16 protein-coding genes are annotated in these 20,558 nt (G+C 66.0%); 4 read left to right on the top strand and 12 right to left on the bottom strand.

Features of this window, described 5'->3' with window-relative positions:
• Positions 1-346: 346 nt before the first annotated feature.
• Positions 347-1,759, bottom strand: a complete 1,413-nt coding sequence (locus tag E7T09_RS20570; RefSeq protein ID WP_136391075.1) for an NAD(P)/FAD-dependent oxidoreductase — start codon at positions 1,757-1,759, stop codon at positions 347-349.
• A 179-nt stretch (positions 1,760-1,938) separates the two neighbouring features.
• Between E7T09_RS20570 and E7T09_RS20565 the strand changes: the two genes are divergently transcribed.
• A complete protein-coding gene (locus tag E7T09_RS20565; RefSeq protein WP_136391074.1) occupies positions 1,939-2,898 on the top strand; it encodes an SDR family oxidoreductase in 960 nt (319 codons plus the stop codon).
• A gap of 127 nt (positions 2,899-3,025) precedes the next feature.
• On the opposite strand, the gene E7T09_RS20560 is transcribed toward E7T09_RS20565, so the two are convergent.
• From E7T09_RS20560 to treZ, 4 genes are all read right to left on the bottom strand, one after another.
• On the bottom strand, positions 3,026-3,538 hold the full coding sequence (locus E7T09_RS20560) for a hypothetical protein (RefSeq protein WP_136391073.1): 513 nt from the start codon (positions 3,536-3,538) through the stop codon (positions 3,026-3,028).
• Between the two features lie 384 nt (positions 3,539-3,922).
• Positions 3,923-4,810 carry an FRG domain-containing protein gene (locus tag E7T09_RS20555; RefSeq protein ID WP_136391072.1) on the bottom strand — a complete coding sequence of 296 codons (888 nt, stop codon included), beginning with the start codon at positions 4,808-4,810 and terminating at the stop codon, positions 3,923-3,925.
• 55 nt (positions 4,811-4,865) lie between these two features.
• Positions 4,866-5,072 (bottom strand): DUF2171 domain-containing protein, encoded by a 207-nt coding sequence (locus tag E7T09_RS20550; protein WP_136391071.1) that lies wholly within the window; start codon positions 5,070-5,072, stop codon positions 4,866-4,868.
• 327 nt (positions 5,073-5,399) lie between these two features.
• Complete coding sequence (gene treZ / locus E7T09_RS20545; protein WP_136391070.1) at positions 5,400-7,256, bottom strand: malto-oligosyltrehalose trehalohydrolase; 1,857 nt, start codon at positions 7,254-7,256, stop codon at positions 5,400-5,402.
• 384 nt (positions 7,257-7,640) lie between these two features.
• Here treZ and E7T09_RS20540 point away from each other — a divergent pair, with 384 nt between their 5' ends.
• The gene (locus tag E7T09_RS20540; RefSeq protein ID WP_136391069.1) at positions 7,641-8,117 is read left to right on the top strand and encodes a hypothetical protein; all 477 of its coding nucleotides are present in this window, start codon (positions 7,641-7,643) and stop codon (positions 8,115-8,117) included.
• Between the two features lie 863 nt (positions 8,118-8,980).
• Positions 8,981-9,241, top strand: a complete 261-nt coding sequence (locus tag E7T09_RS20535) for a hypothetical protein (RefSeq protein ID WP_136391068.1) — start codon at positions 8,981-8,983, stop codon at positions 9,239-9,241.
• Positions 9,242-9,266: 25 nt separating this feature from the next.
• On the opposite strand, the gene E7T09_RS20530 is transcribed toward E7T09_RS20535, so the two are convergent.
• From E7T09_RS20530 to E7T09_RS20520, 3 genes are all read right to left on the bottom strand, one after another.
• Positions 9,267-9,959: an MIP/aquaporin family protein gene (locus tag E7T09_RS20530; protein WP_136391067.1), complete on the bottom strand. Its 693-nt coding sequence runs from the start codon at positions 9,957-9,959 to the stop codon at positions 9,267-9,269.
• A 213-nt stretch (positions 9,960-10,172) separates the two neighbouring features.
• The gene (locus E7T09_RS20525; RefSeq protein ID WP_255578462.1) at positions 10,173-10,562 is read right to left on the bottom strand and encodes a restriction endonuclease; all 390 of its coding nucleotides are present in this window, start codon (positions 10,560-10,562) and stop codon (positions 10,173-10,175) included.
• A 141-nt stretch (positions 10,563-10,703) separates the two neighbouring features.
• Positions 10,704-11,606, bottom strand: coding sequence for an NmrA family NAD(P)-binding protein (locus tag E7T09_RS20520; RefSeq protein WP_136391065.1), 903 nt, complete (start codon positions 11,604-11,606; stop codon positions 10,704-10,706).
• Between the two features lie 274 nt (positions 11,607-11,880).
• Here E7T09_RS20520 and E7T09_RS20515 point away from each other — a divergent pair, with 274 nt between their 5' ends.
• Positions 11,881-14,457: an excinuclease ABC subunit UvrA gene (locus E7T09_RS20515; RefSeq protein ID WP_136391064.1), complete on the top strand. Its 2,577-nt coding sequence runs from the start codon at positions 11,881-11,883 to the stop codon at positions 14,455-14,457.
• Positions 14,458-14,537: 80 nt separating this feature from the next.
• On the opposite strand, the gene E7T09_RS20510 is transcribed toward E7T09_RS20515, so the two are convergent.
• The 4 genes from E7T09_RS20510 to E7T09_RS20495 form a co-directional block, all read right to left on the bottom strand.
• Positions 14,538-15,380, bottom strand: a complete 843-nt coding sequence (locus E7T09_RS20510; RefSeq protein WP_136391063.1) for a class I SAM-dependent methyltransferase — start codon at positions 15,378-15,380, stop codon at positions 14,538-14,540.
• Positions 15,381-15,676: 296 nt separating this feature from the next.
• Positions 15,677-16,666, bottom strand: a complete 990-nt coding sequence (locus E7T09_RS20505) for a LacI family DNA-binding transcriptional regulator (protein WP_136391062.1) — start codon at positions 16,664-16,666, stop codon at positions 15,677-15,679.
• A gap of 497 nt (positions 16,667-17,163) precedes the next feature.
• Entirely contained in the window at positions 17,164-17,436 is a 273-nt protein-coding gene (locus E7T09_RS20500; protein WP_136391061.1) for a hypothetical protein, read from the bottom strand.
• Positions 17,437-17,742: 306 nt separating this feature from the next.
• Complete coding sequence (locus E7T09_RS20495) at positions 17,743-20,052, bottom strand: bifunctional diguanylate cyclase/phosphodiesterase (protein WP_136391060.1); 2,310 nt, start codon at positions 20,050-20,052, stop codon at positions 17,743-17,745.
• Positions 20,053-20,558 lie beyond the last annotated feature (506 nt).

Below are 20,558 nucleotides of genomic sequence, written 5' to 3'. Positions count from 1 at the left end.
GGCCGAGCGTCCCCACCACGGAGCGCTCCGCAACAGGCATCTGCGCTCCCGTACTCGGAGTGTCCGCGGTCTGCTCCGGCGTGGCGGTGGATTCGCCCTCCGAGCCATCAGTGACCATGGGTATCTCGCTCATCAAGGTCGCGCGGCGTCGTCACTGTCATCATGGTGCCTCCTGTGGAAGTGAATGGACTGCCTCAGGATGGCAAGGGCATGGTGAGCTTCCACGACGATCACGTGAACTGGAGTTCATGGGTCTCCGCCGAACACGGCTCGCTGCGCCCGGGCAGGCGCCGGCCCACCTTGACCGGGACTGTCAGAGACGACAGGTGGTGAGAACCGGCCGGGCTCAGGTTCGATCGTTCAACGCTGTGAGCGCCGCATGGTACCCGGGCATGCCGTGGACGCCACCCCCGGGCGGGGTACTAGCACTGCACAGGTAGATTCCTTTGAGAGGCGTGCGGTACGGGGACGCCGAGAGCGTGGGACGCACCAGGGTGCCCAGCAGCGTGTTTGCGCCACCCCCTACATCCCCTCCGACCAGGTTGCGGTTCATCCGCTGCGCATCGGCGGCGGTCGTTACCCGCCGCGCCAGTACGACCTCACGGAAGCCTGGCGCGAGGCGTTCGATCTGCGCCTCGATGCGGTCAAGATCCCCCGGTTGCGGGGTATATCCGCCCGGTACATGCCCGTACAGCCACGCGGTGTGCTGACCGTCCGGCGCACGACTGGGATCGAATACCGTGTGCTGCGCGAGCAGCAGGAAGGGCCGCTCGGGCAGGCCGTGCACGCTCTGCGCCTCGCTGTGAACAAGGTCGGCCAGCGGCCCTCCCAGGTGAACAGTGGCCGCGAGCGCCGTGCGTGGATCCCTCCATGGAATGGGCGCGCTCAGGGCGTAATCGAGCTTGATGGTGCCCGCTCCATACCGGAAGTGCCGCAGGCGCCGGGCGTACGCGGGTGGAAGGTGCGGTGCGAGGCGGAGGAACTCGCGCGGTGAAACATCGAGCAGGTGCACGTCCGCTTCCAAGTCCTCCAGACGTTCGACGGGCCGGTTCACGTGCAGCCGCCCGCCCAGGTGACCGAGGTAGGCGAGCATGGCGTCCGTGATGGCCTGGGCGCCCCCACGTGGGAACGGCCAACCGACCACGTGCGCACTCACCGCCAGCATCAGGCCGTACGCGGACGTCACCGGCTGCGTGAGCGGCACCTCCGAATGGGCACTGAGTCCGCCGAAGAGGGCGCGCGCCGCCTCTCCGCGGAAGAGGGTACGGGCGAGCAGGGCCGCGGGCGGGAGGCCACGGATCCCGAACCGGGCCAACGTGACCGGATGGCGTGGCACCCGGAGCATGGGCTTGAGCGTCTCCTCGAAGAGATCGTCGGCCGCGTCGACCAGTGGCCCCAACAGCCGCCGGTACACCGGGCCATCGGTTCCCAGGGCGTCCGCCGTTTCGTCAAGGCTGCGAAAGAGCAGTGCCGTGCCACCCGGCAGGGGATGTGCCACCGCAGCGGGGGAGGCCACAAATTGCAGTCCGTATCGTTCCAGGGGCAATGTGCGGAAGAACGGGGAAACCACGGCCAGCGGATGGATGGCCGAGCCGAGGTCATGGATGAAGCCCGGCAAGGTCAGCTCGGCGCTGCGCACGGCGCCTCCTGGCGTGGCATTCGCCTCGTAGACATCGACCTGCCAGCCGGCCCGGGCCAGCGTGATGGCGGCGGCCAGGCCGTTCGGCCCGGATCCCACCACGGCGGCGCGGTATGACATACCGGCCCATTACAGCGCAGGGGGGGGCGCGTCAGGTGCTGTCCGGATGCCTGGGCACTGAGCGAGTCCTCATGGTCGGTTCCCAGCTGGGAAAGGTTCAGGGGCCCTTGAGCGAACCGGGGAGCAGCATGAGGGTCGGGCCGCTAGGGTGGGCCATGCCCAGACACGCATCGATACGCATGGCACTCGGATCTACGGCGGCGCTGCTGATTGCGACGGCCCTGTCGGGGCGACGCCGACGGCACCGTGACCTGCGCGGCCAGACCGTCGTGATCACGGGCGCCTCCACGGGGATTGGGCGGGCCACCGCGCTGGAGTGTGCCGTGCGGGGCGCGCAGGTCGTCATCGCAGCGCGGGATGCTGGGGCCCTGGCAGGGGTGGCCCAGGAGATCGAGTCCCTCGGTGCCGTGGCCCTGGTCGTGCCCACCGACGTGCGGGAGCGTGCCCAGGTGGAGGTGCTGGTCGATGCCGCCCTGGCCCGGTTCGGACGGATTGATGTCATGGTCAACCATGCGGGTGACATGTTCGTGGACAGCGTCGAGCACAGCGAGGAGTGGCGCGTGCGCCATCTGATCGAGACCAACGTGATGGGCGTGCTGTACGGCGTGCAGGCGGTGGTGCCCGTGATGCGCCGGCAGGGTGCCGGGCACATCATCAACACGGCGTCCGTCGAGGGCCGCGTGGGATTTCCCTACTCCGGCATCTACGGCGGTACCAAAGCGTTTGTGGAGGTCCTGACCCAGTCGTTGCGTCAGGAACTGATGCACGTGGAGCGCAGCGGCATCGTGGTCAGCGCCCTGCTGCCCGCCGCCGTCCGCACCCCGCTGTTCGACACCGCCCCCAACGTGAAAGCAGGTGGGCACGGCGCCCACCTCGTGTGGCCCGTGATGGAGGCATCCCGGGTCGCCCGGGCGCTCGTCAATGCCATGGAACGCCCCCGGCCCGTGATCTATCCACTGATCCCGTCACGGGCCTTCGTGATCCTGTACGACCTGGTTCCCGGACTGGCCGACCGCGTGCTGAGCGCCCTGCGGGTCGACCGGCACGTCAACTGGATGAGCTACCCACAGCGGGGCACGAACCGGGCGCGCCGTCCGATCAGCCCGCTCGTCCAGGACGGCCGCCTACACGACGCTTGAGTATGCCCTAAAACGGACTGAACCGGAGGCTGTGAGCTTCAGCCCAGTTGGGTCAACCCGTGGGATAACCTCGCAAGCTGCGCGTTACGGGCTGTTGGCTGGTGATGAGTGAAACCCCGCTCCCGGGTCAGGGCCATTCCACGGTGGTGGTGCCATGTTTGACCTTGCGTCCACCGCTCAGGTGCAGGGCGCGGCGCAGTCCACTCTCCCAGGTCAGGCGTTGCATGATGCCCACACCCAGCAGGTACGCGTACCGGTCAAACCAACTGCTCGCCCGCACCTGGGACACCACGCTCAGCCGGTAGGCGTTGCCCTCCAGAGGATCACTCCGGAACTCGATCCAGCCAGACTCGGAGTGCTGCCGCAGGGTTTGCAGGCGGAAGGAGTGTGGGGTGATCTCGACCACCTGTACCCGGCCGCGCCGGGTGCCCAGCATCAGGATGGTGAACTGGTCGCCGACTCGGGTGCGCCCCCCGGTGGGCCGAACCCGCCGGAAGTGGGCCAGCACGGACGGCATGAGATCGGGGAGGAGCTGCAGAGTAGCGTCGACGACTTCCATATCGCTGTGCTGGGGCGACGCGATATCGATCCAGTACAGGCGGCGCGTGACGGGCCCCACCCCCTGATGCTCACTGGTCATCGACCAGCCAGCAACTGGGACTCGCAACGTCCGGGTGCCGTAGGCGGCAGCGAGAGCAGGAACCACCAGCCAGCCTGCCCTCACACCCCACCTGCCAGTCCAAGACGGTGATGACCGAGATCAGGAGTCATGGGCCAGTGTCCCTGACTGATCCACGGATGGTGTGAGCATCCGCTGAAGTTCCCTAGGGATGCCGTCTGGCCCCGCCTAGGGAAGCTGCAGTACGACCTGAGCACAGTGAAACGCGCCAGCCCCACTTCAGCGTGACCTCTCCTCCCCCCTTCGGTACTCTCGACCCACAGTGGCGTGCACCGTCCACACCAGCCCAGACCCACGTTCGCCCTGCCCACGGTCACAACGTGCTCCCGTCTGCGTCACTGGTGATCAACGGTGTTGATTGCGTTCGTCCTCCAGGGGGCGACCCTGTGGAGCCGCGTCCTTGAGGGGCGGCAGGTCACGGTAATAGCGCCGCAGCCATTGACTCAACCCCCCAAGGTCAGGAAACAGGGTTCGTTCGCTCATGTTCCACCCGTCCAGCCGGTCGCGCACCTCCGCTTTCAGCCCGCGCGGCACCACCACCCGCCGGGCCATGGCCGCGCGAGGTTGCAGCCAGTCCTCCAGCGTCACCTCCGGGTTGGACAGCATCGAGAACAGGGCCGACTGCTGAACGATGCGCTGATCCAGCGAGGGCGGCTCCAGGAACAGCAGGTAGGGTGCACCGTGCTCCTGTTCGACCCGGTCGAGCCAGCTCATCTCGGCATCAAAGGGCAGGCCCCGACCGGGGTTCGCGCTGAACATCTCCAGCATCTCGGTCGTGAAGACGGCACCGCCTTCCTGGGCCAACACGGAACGCAGCTGCTCAGGGAGACTGGCGGTGGTGGCCCCTACATCGATCATCCATACCACCCCGTCCGTGCCCGCATGTTCCTCACTCGCGGTGGCGAAGTGCAGGGCCACCAGTGGGGAGTACGACCAGTCGAGCAGGCGGGTGGGCAGGCCATGGTGCTGTCCCAGCGTCAGCCACGCCCATTGCGATCCGGCTGGCTCGGTGGACGCGGGGGCGTACTTGCGAAACGCTCGCACGAGGTGTCGCTCGATGCTCCGCGGGGAGCCGGAGAGCCGCTGCAAGGACGTGGTGAGCGGGGCATCGTAGGCCTGGCCGCGAAAGACGAAGGGGGATCGGAACCGCTTCAGCTCAGGATTCCACGACCGTTGGTGCAGCGCCTCCTCGAGGTCGGGCCAGGATCCTGGGGTGATGACCTCAATGCCCATGACACTTAAACCTGACGCCCGACCCGCCAACAGCGGTGTGGTCGACCGCGACGGCTCACAGGAGCGCCAGCAACGCGTCGTAGGTCACGTGCAGGTGCACGGCCTCATCCACGCTGGCCACCTGATCGAGGGGAATGAAGTGCTTGCGCCCGTCAGGAGTGGGCATGGTGCGCAGGTATTCACGCTCGATGGCCTCGACCGTGCCGTACGGCACGCCGTCAGCGCAGAGGATAGGCATGCCTGCGGTGATCTGCGAGGTCATGGGTGCCGCCCAATCTGAGGACGCTTGGGGGCCTGGTGTGAAACGCCTGTCATCGGAGTCATGGGTTCCTCCTGATCGTGTCTCTGAAATGGACGGGTTCTGAGGCCGATGGGTGGAATGAACACTGCACCAGATGAGGCGACGAATCACAGGAGCTCCGGATTGATTTGACCACAGCAGTCCAAATCGATGCCTCACGATGAACCTGGCGGGAGAGTGACGGAAGCGCTCCACCGGCCCTCCCAATGGCAGGGAAAGGTGGCCTGTGCGGTTCCCTGACGCCTACCTGCTGCACCTCGAGACGGCGGGAGATCGGGTGTGGCCCCTTCATAGCCTGACCCTGTCGGCTCCAGCATGGTGGGGACGCCGTGGATGGTGGCTTATCTCCGGCGTCCACGCACACGAGAGGGCGAGAAGCCACGCGGATCGTGCGGGCAGGCAGGTGCCAGGGTGGGTGTCGTTCGTGCGAAGCAGCCAATACACGCCAGAGGACGGCAGCTCCCTGAACTCCACCGGCGCGTCCGACACATTGACCAGCAGCAGCCGGCTGTCCTGATCCATGCCCCGGCGCACCCACAGTACCGACCCACATGACCCCGCCCGCAGCGTCCGGCGCTCGGAGCTGCCCAATACCCGGTCATGGCGGCGCAGTGCGAGCAGACGACGGTACAGCGCCAGCGTCCGGGCATGCTCGCCCTTCTGCCGCTCTGACCAGTTCAGAACACTGGCCCGAAAGGTGCCCTCTGCCTGCGGGTCGGGCACGCCCTCACCTGACGACCCTTCCAGGAACGCCTCAAACTGACTGAACTCGTCGCGGCGGCCCGCCGTGATCTGCGCGCCCAGGTCGCCGGCATGATCCGAAAAATAGTGGAAGGGCGAGGACGCCATCCACTCCTGTCCCTGAAAGAGCAGGGGCGTCATGGGGAGGAAGAGCAGGAGGGCACTGGCAGCCAGGAACGCGTCGGATCCTGCGGTCACGTCCAGGCGGTCGCCGTGTGCCCGGTTGCCGATCTGGTCATGGTTCTGCGTGCAGTACACGAAGCTGGACGCGGGCAGCCCGTCGGCCGGCGCCCCACGGGGGCGCCGCTCCTCCAGCGGCCAGGCTTGCCCTTCATACAGCCAGCCGCGGTTTAGACAGCGCGCCAGCTCTGACAGTTCCGGCGTGTAGGCGCGGTAGTAGCCGTCCTGCTCCCCCGTGAGCACCACCCGCAGCTGGTGGTGGAAATCATCGGCCCACAGCCCGTCCATGCCCGTCTCGGTCACCAGTTCCGGTGCATTCCGGTCGTCCTCACAGAACAGGAAGTGACGCGTCCCCAGTTCGGCACTCAAGTTACGTACATGCGCGGCCAGCTCGCTGAGGATGTGGGTGGGTTGGTCGTCGAAGATCTCGTGCGTGGCGTCCAGCCGCAGACCATCGACGCGGTAGATCCGGAGCCAGTGTTCGGCGCAGTCCAGCGCCAGGCGCCGCATGTACGGTTCGTCGTAATTCAGGGCGTCGCCCCACGGCGTCTGGTGTCGGGATGTGACGTACTCCGGGCTGTAGGTGCCGAGGTAGTTGCCGTCCGGCCCGAAATGGTTGAGCACCAGGTCGAGCAACACCACCATCCCGAGGCGGTGGGCTTCGTCGATCAGGGCCATCAAGTCTTCGGGCGTCCCGTATCCGGCGTAGGGCGAAAAGGGGGCGACTCCGTCATAGCCCCACCCCCACCGGCCGGGAAAACTGGAGAGCGGCATCAATTCCACGCATGTCACGCCCAGGTTCGCGAGCTCCGGAAGTTTTGCCTGGACGGCTGCAAACGTTCCTTCAGGCGTGAAGGTGCCGACATGGACTTCGTAGATGACCAGCTCGTCTGGGGTCAGAGACGGCGCGGCAGACTGAAAGGCATAGGCTGGGGCCCACACAGCGGCCGGGCCGTCCACACCGTCTGGAAGGGCGCGCGCATAGGGATCCGGGAGGACTTGGCCATCCACCTCGAACCGGTAGCGAGCTCCCGGGCGGATGCCACACACGAGCTCGGCAAACATCCCGTTGCCGAGGGCGGTGAGGGCGTGTGTTGTGGAGTGGGTCTCGGCGTACACCACCACCGAGACGCAGGTCGCCTGGGAGCTCCAGACGCGGAACAGGGTGCCCTGGTCGGTGGGAAGGGCGCCGAGGGAAGGAACATAGGTAGGCAACGTGATCATCAAGGGCACCTGACTGGCTGGGGCTACTCGGGCGGGGCATTCAGAACAAGGAATGAATCAGGGCGGAGCACAGGAGCAGCCTGTGTTCCTTGCCGGGGTCGGGGCGCTGCTCACCAGCAGTGCGAGCGACATAAGTCTAGGAAGCTGATCTCACGCGAACTCACGTTTCAGCCCAAGCTGGGTTGACGCACCTCAAGAGTCCCGTGAGGGAAGGGGCAAGAAAATGAAGTCAACCGGTTTTTTCTCCCATGGGAACATCTTCGGGAAAACTGCATAAGGTACATACCACTTGGCGATGCGCGTGAGCAGGGCAACAGGTGGGGACAAACGTCGTATATCGGATGGGTGTCCTCCTCGCCGAGCCCATCCGCCGCGCCGAACCACATGCTGAACCTGATCCTCAAAGCACGTGATCTCCGAACCACCTGGGCGGAGCTTCAGGTCGTGCATGTGCCCCCTTCAGGACTCATCAACTTCCCGAACCGCAGCGGCTTTGAAGTGACCCACACACCGGGGAGCGCAGACGTGCTCGCCTCGACGCGCGCGTTGAGTATCAATCTCGTCGCGCTCCACCAGCGTTTTGGCACGCAGGTGGGCCATCTGTACGCCGTGACCATCCACAGCCAACCCAAACCGCTGGAATTCCGCCAGATGAGCTTGGAGGTGCGTGCACCTGGGCTGGAGGCCACATGGCCAGATCTAGATCTGGCCGACCATGCGGCCCTCCTGGGGGTGTGGTGGCAACGGCGCGACGGAGGCTGGGGGTTCGAATACAGCGGGAAGGTGTTGGATACGATGAACGCGACCTACCAATCGATTTTTCTGGCCGGCCGGTACGCCGAACGCTTTGCCGACCAGTAACGTGGTGAAGGGAACCGGCGCCGAGCAGCACCCGTTGGAACGCAGGGGGGCGGCACCGGAGGCATAGGATCATCGACTCCAGCTTCAATTCGGCGGTGACCGGCCTCCTAGAATGAAGTGTGCGCCACGACCGCCTGTAGCGCTGGTTTCCTGGCACTCTATGTCGGTCAGGAAGGCACTGGAAGCGGTCAATCACCAGCCTGGGTGATCCAGCTGGTGGCAGGATCGCTGCCGTGCGTGCCCGTCGTCCGTGGCCAGCCAGCGATTGTTTCAGGAACCTGACCCCGGTAATGGCAATGTTTGCCGATCACGCTCAGTCCAGCACCTGTGGGCGACACCAGGAGTCGCCTCCAACGGAAGCCATGGGCCAGGGTGTCCCTGAAGAAGCCCATCGACCTCACCTTGGCCGCTCCCGACCATGACGCACTATTGCCACCACTCCCCTCACCCTGCACCGTGGCACCAGCGAAGCTGCCACGACTCTGGAGTCCCAGCATCTGAAGCGAAGTGGAAGTGTGGGTTGAATGAATGTGATCAGGCCATGTCGGCGACCAACCCAGACGAATCAGGCAACAAGGCGATCAAGCACGTGTGATATACGGTTGCACTCATCTTTGTCACATTGATCCGTAAGGTCTCCTTAAATCATGAAGGGAGCCGTACTTCAGCAGGCTCCCTCCGCCTTTTCAAGCAGCTTCCAACGGGGTTAAAGTGAAGTGCCCTTCTTTTACCCTCTCCCTCAAGGTGCGACGCCAGGTGTCGTACAGCGGGCCGATGTATTCACGGTTCCGGGTGTGAAACCCTGGTCAGGCGGCAGTGACAACACCAAGCGCGTGTCCGTTCGTCCGTGTTGGAGGTTTTTTATGACGTCCTCCCTCCATCCGTTCCCATCAACCCCACCCACTCCTGTCAGGGAAGAACTGCACTGTCGCTGGGTTCCCGGCACCACCCTGGTTCAGGTGAACTGGGGTGCCCTACACCCCAACAAGCAGATCATCGAACTGACCAGCGTCCAGATCGGGCGTATTTTTGGTCAGGCAGTCGTGCATGATCTGTACCTCAAAGGCCGCGCCCGGGTACACGCTGATTCCGATCAGATTGCCCAGCTGAACGAACCGAAATAAGACCACCGCTACCACACCCTGCTTCTCAGTCGCTCTGGGTCTCTCCCTGAGCCGCCTCTGCCTCTTCTCTGCTGGCGCCGCCCCTGACCACGCTGGTCAGGACGGCCGCAACGATGGCACTGCCCAGCGGCATCACCCAGTGAGGCCAGGTATCAGCCAGCTGACCCTCCACCAGGGCGGGCCCGAGCGCCCTCGCTGGATTGAGCGACAAAGCCGTCAGGGGTGAACCCAACGTGTGCAGCAACACCACCGTAAGACCCACGAACAGTGCCGCCTCAGAACCCACAGCGGCATGGCGTTTGGCCGTCGCCAGAACCAGCAGGATCAGCAGGGTAGTGCAGCCGCCCTCCACCAGTGCCTGCTGGAGCGGGAGAAGCCGCTCACCTTCAGGGCTCAGGAGCCGGCCAGCGTGCAGAGCCCAGGCCACCAGGGTCGCGCCGACCACCTGCGCGATGACGTACCCAGGGAGGGCGCGTGCCGGAAAACTCCCGCGCAGAGTGAAGGCCAGGCTCACCGCAGGATTGAAATGTGCTCCCGACACGTCGCTGAAACAAACGATCAGCGCGAGCACCGTGGTTCCTGGAACCAGCATGTGTGCCACGAACCCAGGGAGGAGATGGGCACGAAAGAGAGCGTCAGCGCCCAGATCTGCTAAGACAATCAGGGCGGCCCCCAATCCTTCCACAAGCCAGCGACGCCAGGAAGCGAGCGAGTCCATCACTTGACTGTAATGCCACGAAATCTGCACTGGTTCACGCAGTGAGCCTGACCCCACCAGGCCACGCGACGTCCGGGTTGCCGTAGGGCGGCGCCCGAACTCCAGTTCGAGGGCTGGACGCCCCAGCAGGGCGAAACGTTGTAGGGAATGATCGGTGACGCAATGAGCGAGATCATGGCCGACATGGTTCCGAGGACTATGGCCAGGCCTGAGTCAGGGCAACAGCAGCTTCTGCGGCACCGGCCTCTGCTGGAGCGCGCACTCCTGCAGCAGGAACAGCATCTTCGCGTCCCACAGCGGCACCCCGTTCGCTTTGGCCAGCTCCTGCGCCGCGCGCGTATACCCCGGCCCGCTCGTCACCACCACCGCGTGCGTGCACTGGTAGAACGCCTTGCTGGCTACAATCTCCTGCACGGCCTTGTTCCCCACCGCCTGGCGATGGTGCTTCACCTGCACCGCCAGCTTCACCCCATCTGGCCCCTGCGCAATCACATCCGCGCCCTGATCCCCAGCGCTGCGGGTCGCCTGGGCCGACCATCCCGGCAGGGCCCCGAGCACCCGCGCAACATGCAGCTCGAACTCGCGCGGGCTGAGGGTTCCCAGGTCACGTAGGATCAGGGCACGCCGGCGCCGGGATCCGGCGCCCCTGGTCGGCCATCACGCCAGCAACCAGGATGAGCGTCGCGTGCCGCAGACCTGTGCAATGCAACCCATCTGGGCAACATCTGAACGCTGGGCTGTCCCTCAACCTGAATGGTGGTTGCTCAACTGCTCGTGCACGGACGTCCAGCGCACCTCCGGATACCGGTCCGTGTCGAGCGGCTGGAGCTTGCCCCGCCCGCTGAACATGTCCCGCATGTACTGCATGCCCTGCCACGCCGGAAACGGCTCGCCAGGCTGGGGGGCGACCCGCTGCGCCACCTGGATCATCAGCCCCAGCAGGCCCAGATTGCCCACATGCAGCGTTCTGTACGGTTCACCCGTCACGTCGCTCAGCACCCGGGCGAGCTCCCGCGCGCTGAGCGTGTCACCGGCAATCCGCAGGAACCTCGGCGTCGCGTCATCTAACGCTGCCGCCGCCACATAGGCCGCCACATCATCCTTGGTGGTGAAGTCCAGCCGCTGGTCCGCGCTGATCCAGTACAGCACCCGGTGAATCCGCGGCTGGATGATCGGCATCTCTGCCCCCAGCATGTCCATGAAGGCCCCATTCAGGATCGACGTCACCTGGAGCGCAGACCGGTCGGCGATCGTCATGAACTCACGCCGCAGGTCGAGGTTGCGGTTGTCGCCGGGGACCGTTCTGGTGTAGTCCTCCGAGTAGTCCGAGGGGATGAAGCGCGGCACCCCAGCCCGCACCGCCGCCTCGAGCAGCACGCGCTGGCGATCCACGATTACCTCGTGCAGGCCGTTGAGCGCGGAGACGACACAGCTGGCGCCTTGCATCGCGGCGGCCAGGGCCGGGACGTCCGCTGGATCGGTGGGCGTGAGGGTCACGCCCAGGGCGGTGAGGCGGGTGCGGTCATCGGGAGTGAGCCCGGGGCGCACCAGGGCGCGCACCTCAGCCCCGCGCCGGACGAGCGCCCGGGCGATCCGGGTGCCGAGGTCACCCGCCGCGCCAGCGAGTACCACGGTGGATTCAGTCATGGGTGACTTCCTATGGTCTGTTGAATGCAATGGGGAGCGGGCGGAGGCATGCTGGAGCAGCTCACGACTTGGCTGGTCGCAGTCGATCTCGCCCAGACAACGCGCAGTGAGAGAGCTTGAATGATCAGAAAAATGATCTTCCCTTCGGCCGGTTTTAGGATGGCTTCTGCAGTTCCGGACAAAGAACAGCTTTTTTGACCGCTTCCATGAACCTCCTTTCGAAACCTGGGGCGCTGGTTCACAGTTCCCAGACCGCAGGAGCGAGAATGCCGCCATGACGGATTCTCTCCACGGCGCGGCTCAGGCCCGAACCGGCTTCGTTCGTGTGCGGGGCGCGCGGGAGCACAATCTCAGGAACATCGACGTGGAGATTCCGCGTGATGCCCTGGTGGTGTTCACGGGCGTGTCGGGCTCGGGCAAGTCGTCGCTGGCGTTTGGCACGCTGTACGCCGAGGCGCAGCGACGGTATCTCGAATCCGTCTCCCCGTATGCCCGCCGCCTCTTTCATCAGGTGGGGACGCCAGACGTGGACGGCATCGACGGCCTGCCGCCCGCGGTGGCGCTCCAGCAGCAGCGCGGGGCACCGTCCACGCGATCATCCCTGGGCAGCGTCACGACCCTCTCAAATCTGGTGCGGATGCTGTACTCGCGAACCGGCGACTATCCGCCTGGGCAGAGCATCATCTATGCGGAGGGGTTCTCGCCCAACACGCCAGAAGGCGCCTGCCCGACCTGTCATGGCCAGGGCCGCCTCTACGACGTGACTGAGCGCTCGATGGTGCCCGACGACTCGCTCAGCATCCGCGAGCGGGCGATTGCCGCGTGGCCAACCGCGTGGGGCGGGCAAAACCAGCGCGACATCCTGGTCACGCTGGGCTACGACGTGGATCGGCCCTGGCGGGAGCTGCCGCAACAGGATCGCGACTGGATTCTATTTACCGACGAGCAGCCGGTGGTTCCCGTGTACGCGGGCCTCACGCCAGAGGACACGCGGCGGGCCCTGAAACGCCGGGCCGAGCCGAGCTACATGGGCACCTTCAGCAGCGCGCGGCGGCACGTGCTGCATACCTTCGCGAGCAGCCACAGCGCAGCGATGAAAAAACGGGCGGCCGAGTTCATGCTCAGCCGGGAGTGCCCGATGTGTGGCGGCAAGCGGCTGCGCCCCGAGGCCCTGACGGTGACGGTCGCGGGCCTCGATATCGCCGAGCTGTCCCGCCTGCCCCTGCGGCGCGTGGCCAACCTCCTGCAGCGCCTGGCAGAGGGGACAGTGGTGCAGAACCACGGGGCACAGGGGACGGCGGGAGCAGATGCGCATCCCGAACAGACGCTCGCCCGGCAGCGGCTCACGGAAGACCTCGTGTCGCGGCTCGCGGTGCTGCTGGATCTGGGGCTGGGCTACCTGACGCTGGAGCGCGGCACGCCCACGCTGTCCCCGGGCGAGCTTCAGCGGCTGCGGCTGGCGACGCAGCTCTACTCGCACCTGTTCGGAGTGGTATACGTGCTGGACGAGCCCTCCGCTGGCCTGCACCCGGCCGACACCGAGGCGCTGCTGGCCGCGCTGAAGAGACTCAAGGCGGCGGGCAATTCCCTCTTCGTCGTCGAGCACGAGCTGGAGGTGATCCGGCAGGCCGACTGGCTGGTGGACATCGGGCCCGGGGCGGGCGAGCAGGGAGGCGAGGTGCTCTACAGCGGCCCTCCCGCAGGTCTGCGGGACGTGGGGGCGTCCCTGACGGCCCGGTATCTGTTTGGGCTCGCCGAGGACGGGGCGGCCGGGCGCGTGTCCCACACGCCACGCTCCCCCACTGGCTGGGTGCAGGTCAGCGGGGCCACCCGCCACAACCTGCGCGAGCTGGAGGTCGCGTTCCCGCTGGGCGTGTTGACCAGCGTCACGGGCGTGTCGGGCTCTGGCAAGTCAAGCCTGATCAGCGGCCTGCTGGTGGATCTGATCGCCTCACACCTGGGGCAAGAGGTGCCGGGCGAGGAGGAAGAAGAAGGGGAAGAGCAGCAGGCCCACGAGTCACAGCCCTCCGGCGGGTGGCTCAGCGGGAACCTGGACCGCCTGCGAAGGTTGATCCAAGTGGATCAGAGACCCATCGGCCGCACGCCCCGCTCCAACCTGGCGACCTACACTGGGCTCTTCGACCACGTCCGCAGGTTGTTCGCGGCGGCGCCGCTGGCACAGTCACGCGGGTACGGCGCGGGCCGCTTCTCCTTCAACGTGAAGGGCGGGCGCTGCGAGCACTGTCAAGGCGAGGGGGCCGTCATGGTCGAGCTCCTCTTCTTGCCCAGCGTCTACGCGCCGTGCCCGGTGTGTCATGGCGCGCGGTACAACGCCGAGACCCTGGACGTGCAGATCCGGGGCCGCAGCATCGCCGACGTGCTGGGCATGACAGTCGACGATGCTGCGGCCTTTTTCGCTGGGGAGCCGCCGGTGGCCCGCGCGCTCGGCGTCCTGCAGGAGGTCGGCCTTGGCTACCTGCGGCTGGGCCAGCCTGCCACGGAACTCTCGGGTGGCGAGGCGCAGCGCATCAAGCTGGCGACGGAATTGCAGCGCGCGGGCCGGGGCGGAACCCTGTATGTGTTGGACGAACCCACGACGGGCCTGCATCCGGCGGATGTCGAGCGGCTGACCCGGCAGCTCGCCGGACTGGTCGGGGCAGGAAACACGGTCATCGTGGTGGAGCACGACATGCAGGTCGTCGCCAGCAGCGACTGGGTGATCGACCTGGGGCCGGGGGCAGGAGAGGACGGCGGGCAGGTCGTGGCTGCCGGAACCCCTGCCGAGGTCGCCCGCGCGCCGGGGAGCCGTACGGCCCCGTATCTGGCACGGTTTCTGGAAGGGCAACAGTAGGGTCGAGAACTGCCGGGGCGCTGTTCACCGACAGCCGCATGCCCTGGCCGCGCAGTCAGGCATCCGCTCCCCCTGCCCGCTCAGTCCGGCTTGCGGGCCAGGTACATGTACCGCGACAGCCGCCGTTCTGCGGTCAACGTGTGCACACACCACAAAAACGCCTGAAGCCCAGCAAACTGCGCCTCCCCCTCCGTGGCCAGCAACGCGTCACGGTGCGACGCCCGCGCGTCGTGCCACCGCCCCGAGATCGCCGCCGCCGCCGCCGTCCGATCCTCCCGCCCCACCAGCTCGAACCCCGCCTCCCCGATCAGCCGCTCATTCTCCCCCGGTGGCAGGTAGAAGTACGTCCCAATCGAGGACCGCCGCGCAATCTCCTCATGCGACACCACCCCCGTGATGACCATCGCATCGGTAAACAGCATCAATCCCCCCGGACGCAGCACCCGGAACCACTCCGCGAGCAGCCCAGCCCGCCCCGGGATGTGACACACCGCGTCATTACAGATCACGGCATCGAAGCTGTCCGGGTCAAACGGGAGCGCCTGGCCGGCGTCGATCACCTGAAACTGCGCCCGGTCGTCCAGGTGCCGCTGCGCCGCCTGTTCCTGGGCCGTGCGAACCCCGAAGGCATTGACATCCAGGCCTGTGATGGTGCAGCCCACGGTGTCGGCCAGGTGCAGGGCCGGGCCGCCGGAACCGCTGCCCACCTCCAGCACCTGGGAGGTGGGCGTGAGCTTCAGGAGGGTACTGAAGTGCTGGAGTTCATCGGCGGTCATCCAGCCGGTCTGGCCGAGATCCTGGCCGTAGGTGGCGGCGCGCACGGCCTGCTGGGCGTCAGCCGAGTACTGGCCATAGGCGGCGTTGTAGAGGTCGACGGAGGCGGGGGCGGGGGCGGGGGCGGGGGCTGAGGGGTCTGTGGCCATGGGGCTCCTGGCGCTGGCGTGCAGGGGAGGCAGATGCCAGCAGGCCACCCCGTGCGGTGGAAGCGGCACCTGGGTGTGGGCCCAGCGTGGATGGGTTCAGCGTACGGGATGGACGGGGACGGGACAACGCCAAGTCGTTCAGGGGCGGGCGCTGAGGAGCGAGGATGGCTAGATCCACCGTCAGCGGCGCGTGTGATCGGAGGTGCAGCGGCGTCTCTGCGGCCGGCCAGTTGCCCGCTGCGTGTAGGCAGGATCGTGGCCGTCCGTCACGAATCCAGGAATCCCGGCCCGACAGCTCAGGCCGACTCGCGAACCATCAGTGACCCCAGGAAGACGCGCGACGTCGGCGAACCGTCCTTCAGCAGACCAATCACGGTGCGAACCGCGTACCGGGCCATGTCGCCATGCGGAATCTGGATGGTCGTGAGACTCGGCGTGGTGAACTGCGCAAACTCAAAATCATCGAAGCCACTGATGCTCACTTCGTCTGGGACACCCACCCCGAGGTCGTGGGCCGCCCGCAATGCGCCCGCACCCATGCGGTCGTTCCCACCGAGCACCGCATCCGGCCGCCGGTTGCTGGCCCAGAGCGCCTGCATGGCGCGGTACCCGGACTCATATGACCAGTCTCCATCGACCATCCATCCCTCCACACCAGCGGCTGCACACGCCGCCTTGAACCCCTCGCGCCGACCGACGGACGTACTGCCAGGATCACCCTGGGGCATGATGAGCGCGAGGCGACGACGTCCAGTCGAGACATGATGTTGCACCAGTGCGGCCATGCCCGCAGGGTAGTCAGCACTGACGGTCAGCGCGCCTGGCAGGGAGTGATCGAAGAGCACGGCGGGGAGCATCCATTGCTGAATCGTCTGCCACTGCGGCAGCATGAGGGTGGTGCCGACGATCACCACGCCGCCAAAATGGCGCTGCAAAAAGCGCTGGCGCAGGGGACTGAGATCGCCGTCCTGGCCGATAAACGCGGTGGTGACGCTGTAGCTGTGAGCCTGTGCCTCCGCGATAAACGCGGACTGCACCAGATTGCGGTACGGGTCGTTGACTTCATCGGGATTGTGCCCGTAGAACGCGCAGCAGAGGGTGGTGGTGCGTGCTTCCCGGAAGGCCTTGGCGGCGTGGTTGGGGTGGTAGTCGAGCGCGGCGATCGAGGCCAGGACGCGTTCTTTGGTGGCGGGACGGATGTGGGGGTGACCGTTCAGGACATTGGACACGGTTTGATAGGAGACGCCGGCGTGGAGCGCGACATCCTTGAGGGTGACCGGCGGCATGGGTTCTCCTTCTTGGGAAGCGTGGGCACTTCTGACACCTGACGCTGGTCAAGCGGTACTGGCTGTCCCTGCGGAGACGGCAGGAGTGTCCTGAGCGTCAGACTACCGTCGGATCAGCGATCGTACTGAGCGGCCAGCTGCCACTGCGCTCGCTTCTGAAGAACTCCGTGCATCTTGGCGGCCGGACGGGCACTGGCTGAGCCATCTCGGGCCGAGTCGCCTCGTGGTTGCATGGATCAGGGCGAGGCCGAAACATGGCAAGGAATCGTCGGGGAGGCGCTAGACAGGCCCATGACCAGCTTCGATCCTGTAGACACGATCCAGGCCCGACTCAGGTCACAGCACCGGCTTCTGCTGGAGCGCGCACTGCTGCAACAGCAACAGCATGCTGGCATCGCGGCACCGAGACCATTCACAGACACCAGCACAAACTGTCACTGTGATTGATCCAGGCTTGGTTGGCGATGCCCTCGCCCCGGCCACCCCCGTCCTGCCCGTCAGCTGCCGTAGGCCCCAGCGCGCAGGTGCTCGCGCAGTTGCCACGCACTGACCGGAGCGGCGCTGCCAGTTACGGGACGCAAGTTGGTCAGGTCACCTTCCCCCTCCAGCTGCCACGCCGCCATCAGTACCGCGCGTGCCCGTACCAGACCTCCGGCGGTGGGTTGGCGCGGCGCCTGGGCGGTCTGGACGTCGTGACTGCGGTGCCCGGCCTTATGCTCAGGGCTCATGGTCAGGAAGCTGAGGGACAGGTTGGAGCGCGCGGTGCCCACGCGTGACCTCCTCCAGCGCGAGTGCCTGGAGGTGACAATGCTGGTGCGTCTGTCCCAAGCTTGGGACAGACGGTCGCGCACGGCCCGGTAGGTCAATGCTACCCCGTGGCTCAGCCCAGCCGTATGACTTGCGGGGCACACCAACCTGGACGTGCCGGATCGCCGGCGTTACACACTTCGAAGGCGGTGCCTGCAGCAATGAACCAGCCTGAGCTGCATCGTCAGTGATCAGAAGTACCGGTGACCGGTGTCGGCCGCGGCACGCATGGCCGGTATCGTTCTCAGGTTGCCCTCTGAGATGCTGGGTCATGCCGGACGAAGCGATCCGGTGCCGGGCAACAGCAGCGCCACATCCAGCGCGGCCAGCGGCCGTGCGAACAGATAGCCCTGCCCCACGGTGCAGCCGAAGGACAGCAGCAGTTCACGCTCCGCGTGGTGTTCCACGCCCTCAGCGATCACGTCCAGTCCGAGGCTATGGGCGAGCTGAATCACGGCCGACACGATCACCTGCCGGCGGGCATCGTTCACGGCGTCCGTCACGAATGACCGGTCGAGCTTGAGGTAATCCAGCGGCAGTTCCCGCACCAGTTCCAGGCTGGCGTAGCCAGTACCGAAATCGTCAAGCGCCACACTGACGCCCAACGCCCGCACCCGCGTCAGATGCTGAACGGCGGCCTGCAAGTCGACAAGCACAGCCGTTTCCGTGACCTCCAACTCCAGCAGCGATGGGCTCAGGCCCGTATCCCGGAGCACCTGGGCCACCAGGTCAGGAAAGGCTGGATCCTGGAGCTGAACCGCACTCACATTCACCGAGACTTTGGTCGGGCGGCCCGAGTGGGCCCACTCGGCCGCCTGCGCACAGGCGCTGCGCAGGATCCACGTGCCCATCTGGTGGATCAGGCCACGTTCCTCGGCGATGGGAATGAACGTCCCCGGGGGCACCGCGCCGAACTGCGGATGGTTCCAGCGCACCAACGCTTCACACCCCACCACCTCACTCGTGATGAGGTTCACCTGTGGCTGATACGCCAGCCACAGTTCCCCACGGGTGACCGCACCGTGCAGGTCACGTTCCAGGCTGTTGCGACGCTCCATCGCGTCCGAGATCACCACGCTGTACGGCTGCACGTCACACTGCAGGGCCTTGGCACGGTACATCGACAGGTCGGCATACCGCATCAGCATGGAGGCGGTTGAGGCGTCCGAGGGCCACAGGGTCGTGCCGGCACTGGCCTTGACGTGAAGACTGGCGGCGCTGGTCTGTAACGGTTGGTTGAAGCAGGCCAGGATGTCGCTCACCTGGGTGACGGCCTGGTCACTCGTCACGATGCCGGGCAGGAGCAGGGCGAACTCGTCCCCTCCCAGCCGGGCGCAGAAGGCATTTCGTGGCAATGCCGCCTGGAGCTGGGTGGCGGCGGCACGCAACACCTCGTCCCCGACCTCATGACCCAGCGTGTCATTGATGGCCTTGAAGTTGTTCAGGTCGAGCAGGGCCACCGCGAACGGCTCGTTGCAGTCAAACAGCCGCTGGAATTCACGGTGGAGGTGCAGCCGGTTGGGCAGGCCCGTGAGCGCGTCGTGCGTCGCCTGATGCTGTACCTGCTCCTGATTGTGCTCCGTGCGGTCGAGCAGGGCATTCAGCGCCTGCCCGAGGGCATTCAGCTCGTTCCGTCCCCTGACCGTGAACCGCTGGGTGAGCTGCCCCGCCATCAGGTGCCGCACCTGCCCGCGGTACTGGGCCAGCGGGCGCAGCACCAGGGTCTCCACCAGGATCATGCTCAGGAGGGTCAGCAGCAGCACGGCGGTCAGCACACACGCCAACAGCACGCGGGCGGCGCGCACCCCATTGGCATGTCCTGGGCGATCCGTGGCCACCGTCAAGGTCACGGAGGAACGTCCACTGAGGTCTGGAAGGGTGCTGCGGCCCTGGATGCGGGAGGCGTCAGGCGTCGTGACAAGAACCTTGGCCAGGGCGGCAGAGGCGGGGAGCCCCGTTCCAGCCTGCACGGTGAGCCGAAGGTGCGGATCCCGCTTGAGGTCACTGAGCAGCGTCGGTGACAGGAGGCGTCCCATCACGAGGGTGCCGGTCACGGGGCCTGTGCCGTCACTCGTGCGGATGGGGCGGGAGGCCAGCAGCCAGGGAACCTGACCGGGCAGCGCCGCGATGCCTTCCACATGGGTGGACAGGTCGCGAACCTGCAGCGCCGGAAACTGACGCAGGAACGCTCGTCCCTGGGCGCTTACGGATATCTGCCGTTTGCTGTCCAGGTCAAAGCCATGGGCGCTGATCAGCTGGCCCTGCCGGTTCAGGATCATGATGAGGTTGAGGCGCTGGCCTTCAAACGTTCCGTCGATGACGTTTGCGGCGATGAACGCCGGATCAGGACGGCGTGCGTAGGCATAGGTTTCATCCCAGTCCGACCAGTTCAGGACGGCATAACTGAGATTGGTCAGTTCGGATTGGACGGCCGAGGTGACCCGTCGGGTGTCCTCGTCCATGCCGCGGATCTCCTGCTGATCGAACGGCTGGATCACCAGGCTGGGCATGCCCCACCAGACCGTCAGCATCAGGATCAGGCCGCTGCAGGCCAGCGACAGGAGCACCTGGAGACGCAAGGAGAAGTGCCAGGATTTCGCTGGATGGTCAGGACTGATGATGTGTGGCGTCTCCCATCTTCTGTTCAGTGTAGGAATCGGTTCTCGCGTGAACCTGACAGGTGCGTCCTCGACACGGCAGCAGCACTTGAGGCAGCCTGACCGGCCTGTCAGGTGTTCCCCGGTTGCTGAGATTCTCGGTGAACCCGTGGTGATGGGCTGAAGGATTTAGGCGCGGTGAGCACGTTTCGGCGCAATGCTGACTGAAGCCGTTGCACGATGAGATGGATAAGTTGAACTGTTTGCCAGACCGATTCACGAATACATGTGCATCAACAGCGGAATGGTTCCATTGCCCTTGGAGCGCCAGGCACCCGCAGGGACGCTCGATGCGGAGTGCCATGGGCCAGGCTCCGACTGCGGTACATGAGCTCTGGCACGGGGAAGGCTGGGACACGTGTGGCTGGTCGACCACGCCCAGACCAGCGTCCATCGTCAAGGCCGCGCCGCACAGAAACGCCGACTCG

Source organism: Deinococcus sp. KSM4-11, from assembly GCF_004801415.1.
Classification (GTDB): Bacteria; Deinococcota; Deinococci; order Deinococcales; family Deinococcaceae; genus Deinococcus.
The sequence above is the reverse complement of the archived record's forward strand: the minus strand, read 5'-3'. Positions and strand labels throughout refer to the sequence as shown.

Coding starts and splice junctions, on each gene's coding strand:
- E7T09_RS20570 (WP_136391075.1), bottom strand. CDS start 1,759: ATGTCATACCGCGCCGCCGTGGTGGGATCCGGGCCGAACGGCCTGGCC.
- E7T09_RS20565 (WP_136391074.1), top strand. CDS start 1,939: ATGGCACTCGGATCTACGGCGGCGCTGCTGATTGCGACGGCCCTGTCG.
- E7T09_RS20560 (WP_136391073.1), bottom strand. CDS start 3,538: ATGACCAGTGAGCATCAGGGGGTGGGGCCCGTCACGCGCCGCCTGTAC.
- E7T09_RS20555 (WP_136391072.1), bottom strand. CDS start 4,810: ATGGGCATTGAGGTCATCACCCCAGGATCCTGGCCCGACCTCGAGGAG.
- E7T09_RS20550 (WP_136391071.1), bottom strand. CDS start 5,072: ATGACCTCGCAGATCACCGCAGGCATGCCTATCCTCTGCGCTGACGGC.
- treZ (WP_136391070.1), bottom strand. CDS start 7,256: ATGATCACGTTGCCTACCTATGTTCCTTCCCTCGGCGCCCTTCCCACC.
- E7T09_RS20540 (WP_136391069.1), top strand. CDS start 7,641: ATGCTGAACCTGATCCTCAAAGCACGTGATCTCCGAACCACCTGGGCG.
- E7T09_RS20535 (WP_136391068.1), top strand. CDS start 8,981: ATGACGTCCTCCCTCCATCCGTTCCCATCAACCCCACCCACTCCTGTC.
- E7T09_RS20530 (WP_136391067.1), bottom strand. CDS start 9,959: ATGGACTCGCTCGCTTCCTGGCGTCGCTGGCTTGTGGAAGGATTGGGG.
- E7T09_RS20520 (WP_136391065.1), bottom strand. CDS start 11,606: ATGACTGAATCCACCGTGGTACTCGCTGGCGCGGCGGGTGACCTCGGC.
- E7T09_RS20515 (WP_136391064.1), top strand. CDS start 11,881: ATGACGGATTCTCTCCACGGCGCGGCTCAGGCCCGAACCGGCTTCGTT.
- E7T09_RS20510 (WP_136391063.1), bottom strand. CDS start 15,380: ATGGCCACAGACCCCTCAGCCCCCGCCCCCGCCCCCGCCCCCGCCTCC.
- E7T09_RS20505 (WP_136391062.1), bottom strand. CDS start 16,666: ATGCCGCCGGTCACCCTCAAGGATGTCGCGCTCCACGCCGGCGTCTCC.